The following is a 14,699-nucleotide window of genomic DNA, read 5'->3' as shown; positions in this document are numbered from 1 at the left end:
ATGCTATTATATCTTCATTTATTGTAGAATTCCACAGCTACATTAAATTCGTATTTATGAAGAGGCGGTTAATTAATATTGTTATGAATATAGAAACATATTTATCTGAAATTTTGAAAGAATCTTTTGAAAAGCTTGGTTATAATTCAACATTGGCAAAAGCTGTCGTATCAACAAGAGAAGGTGTTGGGCATTTTCAATGTAATGCTGCTATGCCTTTAGCTAAATTTGCAAAAAAAGCACCGAACATTATAGCTCAAGAAATAATTGATAATATTGAAGATAAAGATATTTTTTTAGAAATGGTTGTAGCTAATCCAGGATTTATAAATATGACTTTAGCTCCAGAATTTTTAGCTAAATTATCTACAAGTTTTAATAAGGCTAATAAGTTTGGTTATTCTAAAGATATGCAGCCTAAAAAAATAGTATTAGATTTTGGTGGGCCAAATGTGGCTAAGCCTATGCATGTTGGACATATTAGATCTACTTTAATAGGAGATTGCCTACAGAGATTATATAAGTTTTGTGGAGATGAGGTTGTTTCTGATGTTCACCTTGGAGATTGGGGTACCCAAATGGGTATGCTTATCGAGGAGATAAAACTGAAGTCGCCAGATTTAATATATTTTAATGAAAGTTATGATGGTGAATATCCTAAAGACTCACCAGTTACTGTATCTGAATTAGCAGAAATTTATCCTAAAGCTTCAAAAAGATGTAAGTCTGATAAAGACGAAATGGAAAAAGCTCGACAAGCCACATATGAGTTGCAACAAGGCAGAAAAGGTTATAGAGCTTTATGGCAACATTTTGTTGATGTGTCAGTTCAAGCTGTAAAAAATGATTTCGCTGGGTTAGGAGTGACTTTTGATTTATGGTTAGGAGAGAGTGATTCTAATAAATATGTTTCAGAAGTAGTATCTTTCTTAAAAAATAAAGGTCTTATATATGAAGATGATGGGGCATGGATAGTTGATACTGGGCAAGAAGATATTCCTCCTTTGATAGTAATTAAAAGTGATGGCGCAATAATGTATGGAACCACTGATTTGGCAACATTATGGCAAAGACAGAAAGATTTTAATCCAGATAAAATAGTGTATGTTGTTGATAAAAGACAATCTTTACATTTTAAACAAGTTTTCGCTGTTGCAAAAAGAGCTGGGATCGTTAATGAAGGTTGTGAATTAAAGCATGTGGCTTTTGGCACAGTTAATGGAAAGGATGGTAAGCCCTTCAAAACAAGAGAGGGTGGAGTAATGCACCTTAAGGATCTTATTGAGCAGGCAAAATCTAGAGCTAGAGAAAGAATGCAGGATGAAAATTATGACGAAGCTTTAGTTAATCAAATAGCTATGGCAACAATAAAATTTGGAGATCTTGTAAATACATATACATCTGATTATGTTTTTGACTTAGATAAATTCTCTAAATATGAAGGTAAAACTGGTCCTTACTTACTATATACAGCAGTAAGGGTTAAATCTATCATTAGAAAGTTGTTTGGAGAGAGTTTTGATTTGAATGCATTGGTTAATAATTTTGATATTTTATCAGCAACTAACGAGCATGAAGAAAAACTACAATTACAACTTATTCAGTTTCCTTTAGCTGTGGCTAGAACATATGAGAAGTCAGAGCCACATCATTTATGTGAATATGCATACAGTTTGGCAAATACTTTTAGTAAATTTTATGTAAATTGCCCAATTCTAGCTGAAGAAGATGAAGAAATTAAGAGTTCAAGAATAGCTATGTCAGTAGCAACGTTGAAGGCTATGACATTAACATTAAATATGCTTGGTATATCAATACCAGAGAAGATGTAATTAGTTGATTTCTTTTAAAATTCGGTGGTAATTTCTATATCTTAATGGAGAAATATCTCCTTCTTTAACTTTTCTTACTATTTCACATCCAAGAGAGTTCCCTTCATGAGGACAGTTTCTAAATTTACACATACCTTTAAGTTTTTTGAATTCTAAGAAACCATCAAAAAGATCATCTTTGGTAATGTTCCATAGTCCAAATTCTCTAATTCCTGGAGAGTCTATAATGTTTGTGTTCCCATCAATTTCATAAAGTGTAGAGCAAGTGGTAGTATGCTTTCCTTTTTTATTTGAGTTTGAAACTTCATTAGTTTCAGCTATATTTCTTCCAATTACTGCATTTAGTGTTTCAGATTTGCCAACACCTGATTGACCTAGAAAAATAGAAGTTTTATTTTCTAAAGCATTTTCTACAAAACTAGATATATTTGTTTTAAGTAGAGCAGAAATATAGTAAATAGGATATCCAATATTTTTATATATATCTGTAAGGCTATCCATTTTTAATTTATCTTCAGATCCTTGTTCATCTATTTTGTTAACAACTATAATAGGATCAATATCTGCTTTGTGTAGGGCTGCGAGATATCTATCAATATAGTGCTCTATAGGGGCAGGATTGTGAGTTATTAAAATAATAGCTTGATCTACATTTGCCGCAATATTTTTATTTTTTCTTTGGTACTGATTTGGTCGAGAGATAAGATTTTTCCTTGGCAGTAATTTACTTATTACAGGAGTGGTGTTTTCGATAAAGTCTATTTCTACATTATCACCAACGGTTAGGTCTCCTTTAAACTGGCTTCTCATTGAGCAGTCTACCATTTCACCATTATCTAGTTTTACAGAGATTCGCTCGCCAAAATTGGTGATTATTTTGCCTTGTTTTTTAAGCATTTAGTATTTGCTAAAAAGATGTTTATAAAAAAGTATATCACTTTGAATGATATATTTTATAAATAAAACTTATATTAAAAACCGTAGTTGAAATTTGAATTGCTTGATAAGCTTTGCTACTATGAATTTTGTTTACGATTATTTTAATAATAAACTAAAGGGGTATTTATTAATGAAAAAAATAAAATTACTATCATTGTTAGCAATATTCGGTGTTTCTTCAACAGCTGTTTATGCAGCGGATGTTCAATCTGATGATCCATTATCTCCAGTTGGATATTGGGTTCAGTATGATGAAGATAATGATGCTGGAAAAGGTATGGCTGAAGGAATTATTCAAGCATACTTCGCTAAAAATGGTACTTTAGAAATGAAGATAGTTGTTCCATTAATGCAAGTTAATAATAAAACTGGCCAACCAGGTGCACCAATGATTCATTGCGATGTTTGCGGTAAAGGTTCTATAAATGGCTTTAGTTATGACTATACAAGTCCAAGTGATAATTTAGTTCAAGGGCTTACTTTCGCGGGTAATATGCAGAAACAACCAGGTACAGACGGAGCTGGTAAAGGATTCGAGTATGATAAAGGTGGAGTTTTAAATCCTAATGATGGTAAAACTTACAACTCCAAAGCTCAACCAGTAGATGGCGGAGAGACTTTATTTGCTAGAGCTTATAAAGGAAGTGGTTGGTACTCTGTCGGTAAAGATGCTCATTGGAAGAGAATTGATGAAGCTACATATGAAAAAGTTAAGAAAGAATGTGGCTTAACAGATGATGGTGTATATCCATATCAAGCAAAAGATGGAAGCATCAAAAATAACGACTTATATAAGAAGTGTACAAACTATCCTTTTGATGTTAAAAAGCCTGTTTAATCTTATTTTTTTATTTCTTTCATATTTTTTATTTATATACTTAGATCTAAGGTAGTTTTAAAACATGATGAATATGTTAAAAAAAATATCGTGTGTAATTTTGCTACTAGGTTTTTCTTCATCTTTTGCATTTGATGATAAGTTCTTGGCAGATGGTTATTGGATGCAAAAAGACCAAAAGACTGGTAAAAATCTTTCTATTATTCATATATATAAAAATGCTGATGGAAAAGAAAATGCTCAAATGTTTGTTCCTTTATCTGTTGTAGAAAAGGGTAAAGTAATGCCTCCTATGATTTATTGTGAAAATTGTGGTAAAGGTAGTGCTTATGGTAATGAGTATGATTACTCAAGTGGTACAGAAAGGTATCAGGGTCTAGAGTTTGCTTGGAATGCTAAAGAAGCTGAAGAGTGTGCACCAGGTCCCCAAGGACCTGTGTATGATCAGGGAGCTGTATTAAATCCTTATGATGGTCAATACTATCACTTAAAAGCACAAACAATAGAGAATGGTAATAAACTTTATGTTAGAGCATATATGGGCTGGCTTGGTAGAACTGAGTATTGGGAAAGATTATCTGAAGAAGAAGCAGTTAAAATCAAGAAAATGTGTGGTCTAACTAAGAAAAATGTTTACCCATATCAAAATAAAAATAAAGAAATAGTTGATCAAAAATTGTTTGACGAATGCTCGGGTAGAGATTTTGTTAAGAATCCTTGCTAAAATCGTTCTATAAATCTATAAAAAATAAATAACTCATTGATGAATAATTATCGTCAAATTAAAGTACTTTCTGAAACTTTAGCAAATCAAATAGCTGCTGGTGAAGTAATCGAAAGGCCATCTTCAGTAGTTAAGGAATTGGTTGAAAATGCTATAGATTCAGGAGCTACAGAAATTCTTATAGAGATAGAAGATGGTGGTAAATCTTTTATTAAAATTAGAGATAATGGCTCTGGTATAGCTAAAAATGATCTTCCATTGACTCTTATGGCTCATGCTACCAGTAAGATATATGATCTAGATGAGCTTGAATCTGTAGCGAGTATGGGTTTTAGAGGTGAGGCATTAGCGAGTATAGCATCTGTTGCTAAGGTTAAAATAATCTCGAAGTTTGTTGATGATGAACATGCTTGGCAGATAGATAATGAAAACCTAGAAGTGTTCCCAGCTGCTCATATAAATGGCACAACAATAGAAGTTGCAGAGCTTTTCTATAATACTCCAGCACGTAGAAAGTTTCTGAAAAAAGATAATACGGAATATTTACATACTCTTGAGCTGATAAAAAAATATATCTTATGCTATTTCAATATTGGATTTAAACTAATTCATAATAAGAAAGAGATTAATAACTTTGCTATTGCGGATCAGATGCAGGCAAAGTATGACAGAGTTTTAGAGTTATATAATAAAGACTTTATTGAAAATGCTATTTTTATAAATGAAACTGTAGCAGGTGTGACTTTGTGGGGTTGGATAGCATCTCCAAGATACAATAGAGCAAGGCCTGATATGCAAAGTTTCTACATAAATGGTCGTATCATAAAGGACAAGCTAGTTTCTCATGCGATAAAAAGTGCATATAAAGATGTGATGTACGGTAATAGATATCCAGCTTTTCTACTGTATTTTAATATTGATTATTCTGATGTTGATGTGAATGTGCATCCAGCTAAAAGTGAGGTTAGATTTAGAAATCAGAAATTTGTTTATGATTTTCTATTTGGAAAAATTAATAAAATACTTTCTCAAAATACTCTTTCGGAAGAGGGGCAGGAAGATACTGTTATTGAGAAAAAAGTTTCAAATGATAATAATCCTCTAAATATTGGAAATCTAACTCTAGATATTCCAGAACATTCTAGAGTAAAAGAACAGTCATTTTCTAATCTTCTCGAAAGACGAGATTATCAAAAAACTTCAACAAAAGTTGATTTTGAGAAAAGTAAAACTCCTTTAGGTCGGGCAATTTGTCAGATACATGGTATTTATATACTCTCTCAAGTTGAGGATGGTGTGGTTTTAGTTGATATGCATGCTGCACATGAGAGAGTGCTATATGAAGAGATGAAAAAGTCATGGCATGAAAAGGATGATAAGTTTAAGCAAAATCTATTAGTGCCACTGACTTTAGTTTTATCAAGCTACCAAGTTGCTGCAATAGATGAAAATATCAATGTATTTGAAGATCTTGGTTTTGATATTTCAATTGTGTCAGATGATGCGATTTTAATTAGGTCTACACCAATGTTTGTTAAAAATAAAGATATTCAGGATCTCATCTCAAATACAGCAACGGAGCTAATGACATCTGGAAAAACTAAAAGCACAGAATTTTATCTAAACCATATACTAGCAACAGTATCTTGCCATGCAGCTGTTAGAGCAAATGATAAGCTTAATATAGAAGAGATGAATCATCTGCTAAGACAAATGGAAACTGTTGAAAATGCTGGTCAATGTAATCATGGTAGACCAACTTGGGTGAAGCTATCTTTTAGTCAGTTGGATAGTTTCTTTTTGAGAGGAAGATAGGCTTTAATGTTTTTTAGCTTTATAAGTTTTCTCTACTTACTACGTAAGCTTTAGCGACATACTTTTTTCATGGCAGAAAAAGTATGCAAAACTGCCTAGCACTAGCTATCGTAGTTTAAAACAAATGGAAAATAAAAAACTCTCTACGCTCAAACAGTTTTATTTTCTAATCATTTGTTTTGAAGCTACTTGTCGCTGATGTGCGATATAAGTTATGTAACATAAGTATGATTAGTTTATTTGATATCATTATGATATAGCTTATTATTTATTATATTGTTATTGGCGTTAGGGAGTTGTTTTGAAAAAATTTATATCGACTATTTTTGGCTTTATTTTACTTGGAGTAATAGTATGGGGGGTACTGGGTTGTTTCTCTTGTTTGGAATCAATTTAAGCTTTTAGATCCTAGAGTTTCAATTAGTTTGCTAACTGCAGCTACAACTGTGATAGCAGCAACTTTAACAGTTGTATTAGGTAAATATTTCGAGCGTAAAAAAGATATTGAAGCGCACTATAGAGAAAAGAAGACGCAAATATATGATGAGTTTTTGTGTGAGTTCTTTAAAGTATTTTATGATAGTAAAAAGAATCATAATCTTGTTGATTTCCTTCGACAATGGCAGAAGAAGGTAATTCTTTGGGGAGGTCAAGATGTGCTATTGAAATATATTGATTGGATAGGACATTTAAAGAAAGGGAATAACGACGCTAGGAGTATGTTTCTAATGGAAGAGTTTTTTTAGAAATTAGAAAGGACATTGGACATAAAAATAATAAATTGATTAAAGGTACATTCATACATTTGATTCTTAAAGATCCTGAACTTTTTCTGAGCATGGCTAGAAATAATCCAGACGTAACATTGCAAGAAATAGCTCAAGTAGAAAATTTACAAATAAATTAAAATGTGAAATTGTTCTTATAGATTATAACCCATCCAAATACTTCTCAGCATCTAGTGCAGCCATGCAACCTGTGCCAGCAGAAGTTACAGCTTGTTTGTAAACATGGTCAGCTACATCGCCAGCTGCAAATACACCTTTGATATTAGTTTGAGTAGCATCACCTTCAAGACCTGATTTTACTTTTAGGTAACCATTTTTCATTTCTAATTGGTCATTAAAGATAGCTGTATTTGGAGTATGTCCAATAGCTATAAATACGCCTTCTACATTAATAGTTTGTTCACTATTTGTTTTAACATTTTTCACTCTTATTGAGTTAACACCCATGTCTGTACCAAGTATTTCTTCTAAAGTAGTATCCCAGATGATATTTATATTTCCTGTTTCAGCTTTAGATAGAAGTTTATCAATAAGGATTTTTTCAGATCTTAAAGAATCTCTACGGTGTATTAAAGTAACTGTTTTTGCAATATTTGATAAGAATAAAGCTTCTTCAACAGCTGTGTTTCCACCACCGATTACAGCTACATCTTTCCCTTTATAGAAAAAGCCATCACAAGTAGCGCAAGCTGATACACCTTTGCCCATGAATTTTTCTTCCGATGGTAAACCTAAATATTTTGCAGAAGCTCCTGTAGAGATAATAAGAGCATCACATGTATACTCTTCTACTTCACCAACTAATTTGAATGGTCTTTCTTGTAGTTTAACAGAGTTGATAGAGTCATAAACTATTTGAGTATTAAATCTTTCAGCTTGTTTTTGGAGCTTCTCCATAAGCTCTGGTCCCATGATTCCATCAGCTTCTCCTGGCCAGTTATCAACATCTGTTGTGGTTGTTAGCTGACCACCAGGTTGCATACCTGTTATGATTACTGGATTAAGATTTGCACGAGCCGCATAGATCGCAGCAGTATAGCCAGCAGGGCCTGATCCTAGAATTATTAATTTATGATGATTTGCCATTTTATTAGCCTCTTGTTAATGGAATATTTATAAAAGTCATATAAAGTTGATTATAGCATAAAGATATAAGTGTTTTACATAATCAAGGCTATAGAATATAATTAGTCAAAGCATAATAAATTGACTAAATTAGACGAAAAAGATGATCACTATTACATTCCCAGATGGTGCTAAAAAAGAATTTGAGAAAGGCGTTAATTCATTACAAATTGCTAAATCAATATCGCCAGGATTAGCAAAAGTTACAGTTGGTGCTTATATAAATGATAAGCTTGTAGATGCTAAAGATACTATAAATTCAGATGCATCATTGAGATTATTGACTTTGAAAGACCCTGAAGGTCTAGAGATTTTAAGACACTCTTGTGCACACTTATTAGCGCATGCTGTTAAAGATTTACATCCAAATGCTAAAGTAGCAATTGGACCGGTTATTGAAAATGGTTTCTATTATGATTTTTCTTTAGAGAATCCATTAAGTGAATCTGACTTAGCCACTATAGAAAATAAAATGAAAGCTATAGCAAAGGCTAATCATTCAGTAAGCTATAAGGTTGTTTCAAAAGAAGAAGCTATAGAGTTCTTTAAAGCTAGAAATGAAGCTTACAAGGTTGAGCTTGTTAATAGTATTCCAGATAATGAAACTGTAAAAATTTATGAGCAAGATACTTTTGCAGATTTATGTAGAGGTCCACATATTCCAAATACTTCTATACTTAAAGCTTTTAAGCTAATGAGAGTAGCAGGAGCATATTGGAGAGGTGACTCTAATAATGAGATGCTAACTAGAGTATATGGTACTTGTTGGGCGAGTAAAGAAGATCTTGATGATTATCTAAAATTATTAGAAGAAGCTGAAAAAAGAGATCATAGAAAAATTGGTAAAGTATTAGATTTATTCCACTTTCAAGAAGAGTCTCCAGGAATTCCATTTTGGCATAACAATGGTGTCACAATTTGGCGTGAAGTAGAAGACTATATGAGAAGCTCAAACCGTAAATTTGGTTGTGAGGAAATTCGTACGCCACTTATCGCAGATTTTACTTTATGGGAAAAGTCTGGCCATGCCTCTAAATATGCAGAAAACATGTTTGCAACACATTCAGAAAATAAAGACTTTGCAATAAGACCAATGAATTGCCCAACTTGTGTGCAGGTTTATAATACAAAGTTACACAGTTATAGAGATTTACCAATCAGGATGGCTGAATTTGGGATAGTTCATAGAAATGAACCTTCTGGATCTTTACATGGGTTACTAAGAGTTAGAAGCTTTACTCAAGATGATGGTCATATTTTCTGTACTGAAGATCAAGTTGAGTCAGAAGTTGGCTTAATGGTAGAGCAGTGTTTTGAAGTGTATAAAGATTTTGGTTTTAATAGCTTTGAAGTGAAGATAGCTTTAAGGCCAGATCAGAGGATTGGTTCAGATGATGTATGGGATAAAGCTGAAAATACTTTACAAAATGCTCTAAAAAATAAAGGAATAGAGTTTAGCCTACTTCCTGGGGAGGGTGCGTTCTATGGTCCTAAGATTGAATTTCATTTAAAAGATGCGATTGGTAGAAGTTGGCAGTGTGGAACTATTCAGGTTGACTTTTCTATGCCGCAAAGGCTTGGTGCAACTTATATAGATGAAAATAGTAATAAAAAAGTTCCTGTAATGTTACATAGAGCTATTGTTGGATCTTTGGAAAGGTTCATAGGTATGCTTATTGAACACTATGCTGGAAATTTACCTTTATGGTTGTGTCCTACGCAGGTAGTTGTTATGGGAATTAGTAATCAGCAAGATGAATATTGTCAAGAGATTCAAGACGCTATTAAGAAAAGTGGCGTAAGAGCTAAATTGGACTTGAGAAATGAGAAGATAGGGTTTAAAATACGTGAGCATACTCTTGCGCGTGTGCCTTACTTTATTATCGTTGGTAAAAATGAGCAAGAGCAAAGGGTTGTAACTGCTAGGAAACATGATGGGTCCGACCTGGGTCAATTTAGACTTGAGGATTTTTGTGACATTATGAAAAAGCAGATAAGCGATAAGATTTAATTATTTCGGAGGAAATAGGTTATTAAAACAGCAGATAAGAAAGCACCGATAAATGATCAGATAAAAGCAAAAGAGGTGCGCTTAGTAGGTGTTGATGGACAACAAATAGGTATTGTTTCCATTAATGAAGCATTAGCTTTAGCTGAACAGGCTGAAGTTGATTTGGTTGAAATGGTAGCTGGATCAAATCCACCAGTTTGCCGTTTGATGGACTATGGTAAATTCTTATTTGAACAAGGTAAGAAAAAGAACCATGCTAAGAAAAACCAAAAGCAGACACAGGTCAAAGAAATTAAACTAAGACCTGTGACTGATGTCGGGGATTACCAGGTAAAACTACGCAACCTGCTAAAATTCCTAGAAAAAGGCGATAAAGTAAAAGTTACGCTAAGATTCAGAGGTAGAGAAATGTCACATAAAGAGCTGGGTATGGAAATGCTTCAGCGTATGGCAGGCGATGCAGCTGAATTAGGTGTAGTGGAACACCAACCGAAAATGGAAGGTCGCCAAATGATGATGGTTCTTGGACCAAAGAAAAAATAAGTAGTAAAAATGTTTAAAATAATTTAAATGCGGAGTATTTAATATGCCTAAGTTAAAAACAAAAAGTGGTGCGGCTAAACGCTTTAAAAAAACTGGTACAGGTGGTTTCAAACACCGTTGTGCAAACCGTGCTCATATCAATACAAAGATGACAACTAAAAGAAAACGTCATTTAAGAGGTATGAATCAAGTAGCTAAGGTTGATACTGCAAGCTTAGTTCAACAAATGCCATATGCGTAAGTAAGGTTTGTAAAATTATCAATTTTTAAAGTGGAGAAAGTTTATGTCAAGAGTTAAAAGAGGTGTAACAGCACGCGCTCGCCATAAGAAAGTTTTAAAACAAGCTAGAGGCTACTACGGAGCTCGTTCAAGAGTATATAGAGTAGCTAAACAAGCAGTTATAAAAGCAGGTCAATATGCTTATAGAGACCGTAAAAACAAAAAGAGAACATTCAGAGCTCTTTGGATTGTTCGTATCAATGCAGCAGCTAGACAACATGATATTAGCTATAGCCAATTAATTAATGGCCTAAATAAAGCTGGTGTAGAGCTAGACAGAAAAGCTTTAGCTGAATTAGCTGTATATAATAAAGATGCATTTGCAGCAGTAGTTGCTCAAGCAAAAGCAGCTTTAGCTTAATTTCATATTTTAATAAATTCTAATTTTCTAAAATATTTCTTTAAATTGTGTATAAAAAATTACTTTCACAATCTTTCATAAGAAGAATTTCTATTATTATATTTTTGCTTTCAGGCTTAATTCTATTTTTTATTTTAAATGGATCAAAGTATTTTTCATTAGAAAACTTAGGTAACACTTATAAGCATATAGATGTTTATGTGAAAGCTAATTATATTTTTAGCGCTCTTATATTTGCTAGTATCTATATTGCAACAGTATTTTTCTCTATACCTATTAAACCAATTTTAAAGATGATAGCGGGGCTGTTGTTTGGTTTATGGTTAGGATTTACAGTCTGTTTAATATCTGCAACTACAGGAGCTATGTTGGCTTTCTTATTCATAAAGTATAGCTGGGGAGAAGTTTCTAGTAAGCCTAAGTATAGAATTGTTTCTAAATTTAAATCTTTAGTTGAAAATAATCCTATTACAATACTTTTTGTATCAAGGTTATTACCAATACCATTTTTTGTTCCGAATATTTTGGCAGGAATTTTAAAAATTAAAAATACTATTTTTCTTTTTACTACTTTAATTGGAATTGTGCCGGTAACTTTTATTTATGTTTGGTTTGGAACCCATTTAGAAAAAACAGTGTTAAAAGGTAATGTCGATAATTTTATTGATACTAAGTTTATATTAGCTATAAGCATTTTAGGGATATTAGCTTTAGTTCCTCTCCTCTTTAGAAAAAAGTTATAGATCTTTCTTAAATAAAATAGGGCCGTAATAATCTATTATATTTTCAAAAGGCTTTTTACCTTTAAATACATAGTCTTTATAAGAGATTTCATTTATTGCTGTATATTTTAATTTCTCAGCAATTTTCTTTGTTCCAGGACTTGTTGCATCTGTCAAAATGACTGAAAAGCTATTTTCTATTGCAACTTGTTCACTTATTTTAAATAGGTTGGAAGCGATTCCTTTGTTCTGAAATTCAGAAGCGACTCCTAACGCATAAATAGAAAAATTAACTCCTGGTTTTTCTTCAAGATTTACTCCATCATAGAGACCTGATAAAGCTGAATTTATTATTTCAAATGCAGGGTCTTTGTCCGCATATGAGCTTCTATCTACTTTAATTTCTGAATATGGGTCTATATTTATACAGAAGCCTATTACTTTATTTGTATTCTCACATATCGCTACTAGTGATAAACCTGTTGTGGCTGCATGTTTTGCTCTGACTGTAGTCGCAAGAATATAATTTTCATAAGAAACTTTACTATTCTTTATAAGATATTCCTCTTGAATAAATAAGTTCGCAAATAATTCAGCTACTTCTTGGATTCTTGAGTAATCTAAACGAGAATAAATAATTTTTGACTCTTTATGCACTTCTTTCATATATTTTATACAGTTAAAATATTGCCATCTTTCTTAGCAACTATAACAGTATCAGCAGGTTTTATCGCAAATATACCATTTGTAACCACGCCTGTTATTTGATTTAGCTTAGTTTCTAACTCTATAGGATTATTTATTTTTAAATTATATACATCAAGTATGATATTGCCATTATCTGTTATTGTTTGTTCTCTATAAACCGGTTGACCACCAAGCTTAACTATTTCCCTAGCTACGTAACTTCTTGCCATAGGAATAACTTCTACAGGTAGAGGAAACTCGCCTAAAAAATCAACTTGTTTTGATTCATCTATAATGCAAACGAATTTTTTGCTAGCAGCCACACAGATTTTTTCTCTAGTTAAAGCGGCACCGCCACCTTTTATAAGCTCTTTATGCTTGTTGCACTCATCAGCGCCATCGATATATAAGTCAATTTCGCCAGCATAGTTTAGATCAACCACATCAAAACCTAGAGCTTTTAATCTTTTTGTAGAACCCTCTGAGCTTGATACAACAGTTGATATTTTATCTTTATGATTTGCTAACTCTTCTATAAAAAAATTAACAGTACTTCCTGTACCAACTCCTAAAGTTATATTTTGAGTTAAGTATTTAGTTGCTTCTTTAGCTGCTAGTTTTTTAAGTTCATCTTGATTATTCTTTTTTGAAAAAAACATTATTAAAACCTTCTTTGATTAAACCTTTTTTTAAAGTATGATCCTTTAGCTATATATATAACTAGTAGTATTATTGTTACTGCTATTTGTGCTAATAAATTTAAATTGTTAAAAATATATCCTAATAATATATATATACAAATGGCAGGAATTACGATTCTTAGAAAAATATTAAAGAAAGCAGAAACTTTTAAATTTGCCTCTTTCATCATTTCATAACTAAGTCTTTGAGCATCATAGAGCCAGCCAACTACAAATATATCAAATAAGAATATATAGAAAATCACTATATGAAGAATAAATAGATCAGAAAAATCTAGAAAGAATATTCCACTATTAACTAAAGCAATTGCCATAACGAAGGGTATTATAAGAGAGACTAATCTAAAAGTAGAATTTTTACTTATTTTTACTAGATAATTTATCCCAACTAATAAAGTTATTAGATTTAAAGTTATATAAATAACTTCAAGAACTAAGTATTGACCAGGATTATTATCTTTAATTACAGAGAAAATGTTTATTGCCTGAGCATCTGTTGAGAAGTTAATAGATGATATGTCTTTGCCGATTAAAGCGTATGTAACCATACATAATACAAAAGAGAAAATAATAGTATAAATTACACTTTTGATGGCAGTGCTTTTAATGTTAGGACAAGGATCATTACTTCTTACTTCAATAATTGTTTTGTATAAAATTATTGATATAAAGTTAGAAAGAATCGCATAAATAGTAGCCATGGCTAACATATTTTTGAAATTGTAACTTATCTCTGGAGAAAGATTAAAAAAGCTTTCTACACCAATATGAAAATTATGGACTCTAACTGTTAATAAAACTAAGATAACAAGTAAGTAAAGTGATGTATGAGATAAGATTTCTAATATTTTATCAATATTAAACTTTCCTCTAACGGCAGAAATAGCAAGTAAAGCAATAATTAAAAATATAAAGCCTAAAATGGAATACATTATTAGATTATTATCATACACGATAGGAGATTCACTAAGTCTATCTATAGCAGGAACATTATCAAAAAAGTCTAATATATAAGTCGAAACTTCAAAAAGTATAATTGAAAGTAATATAAGTAAAGTTCCTGTAACGAGAAGACTAAGTGGTGTAAGTTTTGAAGTGTTTGATAGTTTTTTTGTTAATTGAGTATGTGTAGTAATAGTCGGGTATTTTTTCTCTAGAAATATAGTTGTTAAACTAACAGGTAATGAAAATATAAGAGTCAGTATTGTATAAGTAAGAAAAAAGCTCCAGCCATTATATGTGTAAACGCTAGAGAAAAATCCAAAAGAAAAACATATACTACTGGATATTATTCCAATAATTATAGATATGGATGTTTGTTTAATATTCATAA

16 protein-coding genes are annotated in these 14,699 nt (G+C 31.8%); 11 read left to right on the top strand and 5 right to left on the bottom strand.

Annotated features, from left to right (window positions below):
* The first annotated feature begins 83 nt into the window (after window positions 1-83).
* Window positions 84-1,832, top strand: a complete 1,749-nt coding sequence (argS, locus tag KX01_RS08555) for an arginine--tRNA ligase (protein ID WP_071664584.1) — start codon at window positions 84-86, stop codon at window positions 1,830-1,832.
* Here argS and rsgA read toward each other — a convergent pair whose 3' ends face one another.
* A complete protein-coding gene (rsgA, locus tag KX01_RS08550; protein ID WP_071664583.1) occupies window positions 1,833-2,729 on the bottom strand; it encodes a ribosome small subunit-dependent GTPase A in 897 nt (298 codons plus the stop codon).
* Window positions 2,730-2,901: 172 nt separating this feature from the next.
* Here rsgA and KX01_RS08545 point away from each other — a divergent pair, with 172 nt between their 5' ends.
* From KX01_RS08545 to KX01_RS09585, 5 genes are all read left to right on the top strand, one after another.
* A complete protein-coding gene (locus tag KX01_RS08545) occupies window positions 2,902-3,609 on the top strand; it encodes a DUF2147 domain-containing protein (RefSeq protein WP_071664582.1) in 708 nt (235 codons plus the stop codon).
* Window positions 3,610-3,682: 73 nt separating this feature from the next.
* On the top strand, window positions 3,683-4,333 hold the full coding sequence (locus KX01_RS08540) for a DUF2147 domain-containing protein (protein WP_071664796.1): 651 nt from the start codon (window positions 3,683-3,685) through the stop codon (window positions 4,331-4,333).
* A gap of 39 nt (window positions 4,334-4,372) precedes the next feature.
* Window positions 4,373-6,148, top strand: a complete 1,776-nt coding sequence (gene mutL, locus KX01_RS08535; protein WP_071664581.1) for a DNA mismatch repair endonuclease MutL — start codon at window positions 4,373-4,375, stop codon at window positions 6,146-6,148.
* A gap of 425 nt (window positions 6,149-6,573) precedes the next feature.
* Complete coding sequence (locus tag KX01_RS08530; RefSeq protein ID WP_071664580.1) at window positions 6,574-6,894, top strand: hypothetical protein; 321 nt, start codon at window positions 6,574-6,576, stop codon at window positions 6,892-6,894.
* 35 nt (window positions 6,895-6,929) lie between these two features.
* On the top strand, window positions 6,930-7,055 hold the full coding sequence (locus tag KX01_RS09585; RefSeq protein WP_269556701.1) for a hypothetical protein: 126 nt from the start codon (window positions 6,930-6,932) through the stop codon (window positions 7,053-7,055).
* Between the two features lie 22 nt (window positions 7,056-7,077).
* Here KX01_RS09585 and trxB read toward each other — a convergent pair whose 3' ends face one another.
* Window positions 7,078-8,022, bottom strand: coding sequence for a thioredoxin-disulfide reductase (gene trxB, locus KX01_RS08525; protein WP_071664579.1), 945 nt, complete (start codon window positions 8,020-8,022; stop codon window positions 7,078-7,080).
* Between the two features lie 142 nt (window positions 8,023-8,164).
* Between trxB and thrS the strand changes: the two genes are divergently transcribed.
* From thrS to KX01_RS08500, 5 genes are read left to right on the top strand one after another with little or no spacing between them, the layout of a single operon-like run.
* The gene (gene thrS, locus KX01_RS08520) at window positions 8,165-10,072 is read left to right on the top strand and encodes a threonine--tRNA ligase (protein WP_071664578.1); all 1,908 of its coding nucleotides are present in this window, start codon (window positions 8,165-8,167) and stop codon (window positions 10,070-10,072) included.
* Between the two features lie 21 nt (window positions 10,073-10,093).
* On the top strand, window positions 10,094-10,615 hold the full coding sequence (infC, locus tag KX01_RS08515; protein WP_071664577.1) for a translation initiation factor IF-3: 522 nt from the start codon (window positions 10,094-10,096) through the stop codon (window positions 10,613-10,615).
* Window positions 10,616-10,658: 43 nt separating this feature from the next.
* A complete protein-coding gene (gene rpmI / locus KX01_RS08510) occupies window positions 10,659-10,856 on the top strand; it encodes a 50S ribosomal protein L35 (protein WP_071664576.1) in 198 nt (65 codons plus the stop codon).
* Between the two features lie 43 nt (window positions 10,857-10,899).
* Entirely contained in the window at window positions 10,900-11,256 is a 357-nt protein-coding gene (gene rplT, locus KX01_RS08505) for a 50S ribosomal protein L20 (RefSeq protein ID WP_071664575.1), read from the top strand.
* Between the two features lie 47 nt (window positions 11,257-11,303).
* A complete protein-coding gene (locus tag KX01_RS08500; RefSeq protein WP_408606604.1) occupies window positions 11,304-11,999 on the top strand; it encodes a TVP38/TMEM64 family protein in 696 nt (231 codons plus the stop codon).
* Here KX01_RS08500 and KX01_RS08495 read toward each other — a convergent pair.
* The 3 genes from KX01_RS08495 to KX01_RS08485 are packed head-to-tail and all read right to left on the bottom strand — an operon-like array spanning window position 11,994 to window position 14,697.
* On the bottom strand, window positions 11,994-12,644 hold the full coding sequence (locus tag KX01_RS08495) for a GNAT family N-acetyltransferase (protein ID WP_071664574.1): 651 nt from the start codon (window positions 12,642-12,644) through the stop codon (window positions 11,994-11,996). The genes KX01_RS08500 and KX01_RS08495 overlap by 6 nt on opposite strands.
* A gap of 5 nt (window positions 12,645-12,649) precedes the next feature.
* Entirely contained in the window at window positions 12,650-13,324 is a 675-nt protein-coding gene (rpiA, locus tag KX01_RS08490) for a ribose-5-phosphate isomerase RpiA (protein ID WP_071664573.1), read from the bottom strand.
* A 2-nt stretch (window positions 13,325-13,326) separates the two neighbouring features.
* Window positions 13,327-14,697 (bottom strand): hypothetical protein, encoded by a 1,371-nt coding sequence (locus KX01_RS08485; RefSeq protein WP_071664572.1) that lies wholly within the window; start codon window positions 14,695-14,697, stop codon window positions 13,327-13,329.
* Window positions 14,698-14,699 lie beyond the last annotated feature (2 nt).

It is taken from the genome of Francisella frigiditurris (genome assembly GCF_001880225.1).
Classification (GTDB): domain Bacteria; phylum Pseudomonadota; class Gammaproteobacteria; order Francisellales; family Francisellaceae; genus Francisella; species Francisella frigiditurris.
This window is presented reverse-complemented; position numbering and strand designations above follow the sequence as displayed.

What these genes read in the sequence shown, in the direction of transcription:
- rsgA (WP_071664583.1), bottom strand. Translation starts at nt 2,729, where the DNA reads ATGCTTAAAAAACAAGGCAAAATAATCACCAATTTTGGCGAGCGAATC.
- KX01_RS08545 (WP_071664582.1), top strand. Translation starts at nt 2,902, where the DNA reads ATGAAAAAAATAAAATTACTATCATTGTTAGCAATATTCGGTGTTTCT.
- rpiA (WP_071664573.1), bottom strand. Translation starts at nt 13,324, where the DNA reads ATGTTTTTTTCAAAAAAGAATAATCAAGATGAACTTAAAAAACTAGCA.
- thrS (WP_071664578.1), top strand. Translation starts at nt 8,165, where the DNA reads ATGATCACTATTACATTCCCAGATGGTGCTAAAAAAGAATTTGAGAAA.
- KX01_RS08540 (WP_071664796.1), top strand. Translation starts at nt 3,683, where the DNA reads ATGTTAAAAAAAATATCGTGTGTAATTTTGCTACTAGGTTTTTCTTCA.
- KX01_RS08485 (WP_071664572.1), bottom strand. Translation starts at nt 14,697, where the DNA reads ATGAATATTAAACAAACATCCATATCTATAATTATTGGAATAATATCC.
- rpmI (WP_071664576.1), top strand. Translation starts at nt 10,659, where the DNA reads ATGCCTAAGTTAAAAACAAAAAGTGGTGCGGCTAAACGCTTTAAAAAA.
- argS (WP_071664584.1), top strand. Translation starts at nt 84, where the DNA reads ATGAATATAGAAACATATTTATCTGAAATTTTGAAAGAATCTTTTGAA.
- KX01_RS08495 (WP_071664574.1), bottom strand. Translation starts at nt 12,644, where the DNA reads ATGAAAGAAGTGCATAAAGAGTCAAAAATTATTTATTCTCGTTTAGAT.
- rplT (WP_071664575.1), top strand. Translation starts at nt 10,900, where the DNA reads ATGTCAAGAGTTAAAAGAGGTGTAACAGCACGCGCTCGCCATAAGAAA.
- trxB (WP_071664579.1), bottom strand. Translation starts at nt 8,022, where the DNA reads ATGGCAAATCATCATAAATTAATAATTCTAGGATCAGGCCCTGCTGGC.
- mutL (WP_071664581.1), top strand. Translation starts at nt 4,373, where the DNA reads ATGAATAATTATCGTCAAATTAAAGTACTTTCTGAAACTTTAGCAAAT.